Raw genomic sequence first — 862 nt, 5'->3', positions numbered from 1 at the left:
CCACCACCTTGCGCTGCCCCGGAATGATCCAGAAGAACACGTTGGCACTCATCGCCGTGGCCAGCATCGCCCCCACCAGCAAAAACGCCGCTCGCCCCGCAAAAAGCTGACACGCCAGCCACGACGAAAACACCACGAACCCGGCCACCAGCACCCCCACCACCAGGTCACCACGGCGGCGCTGGCCCAGCGTGCGGCAGATCCCGTCGTACACCAGCCAGAAACCCACCAAAAAACCCAGCGCCGCCGTCGCCGCCAGCGCCGGCGATGACCACGCGTACACGTTGCGGTCGATCAGAAAAGTCTCCGCCTGCCACAGGTACATCAGCGCAAACAGCGCAAAACCGCTCAGCCAGGTGGAATAGCTCTCCCAGTACGACCAGTGCAGGTTGCGCGGCAAGGGCAACCACTTGGGCGCCACCAGGTACTTGTTGGCGTGGTAAAAGCCCCCGCCGTGCACGGCCCACATCTCGCCGTCCACGCCCTTGGCCTTCAGGTCCTCGTGCTGCGGTGCGCTCAGGCTGTTGTCCAGCATCACGAAGTAAAACGACGCGCCGATCCACGCAATCGCCGTGACCACGTGCGCCCAGCGCAGCAGCAGGTTCAGCCAGTCAAGCAGGTAGGTGTCCATCGCATCGATTCCCACCGGAAGGCATGCCAGTGTAAGGACCGCCCCAACGCCGGCACAAGCGCGCCGCCCCGGCCCCGACTCGCCACGGCGGCCCCTCTCGGGTCCTTGCGGATGGCACCGTCTCCATTGGTGTATACAGTAGCGTGCACGCCACCGATCCGCCATGTCACGCACCGCCCTCGCTTCGCGTTCCACCCCCCGCCGCCCGGCGCGCCGCTCGGCGGCTTCGGC

1 protein-coding gene is annotated in these 862 nt (G+C 66.4%); it reads right to left on the bottom strand.

The annotated features are described in order from the left end of the window. Positions 1-631 (bottom strand): urate hydroxylase PuuD (locus ACK42S_RS11940; protein ID WP_409707537.1); only part of this gene is annotated, 631 nt, incomplete at its 3' end. Between the last annotated feature and the right edge of the window lie 231 nt (positions 632-862).

The sequence above is a fragment of the Caldimonas sp. genome (genome assembly GCF_046289365.1).
GTDB lineage: Bacteria > Pseudomonadota > Gammaproteobacteria > Burkholderiales > Burkholderiaceae_C > Caldimonas.
Note: the sequence above shows the minus strand (reverse complement) of the source record. Positions and strands in the feature narration are given on the sequence as shown.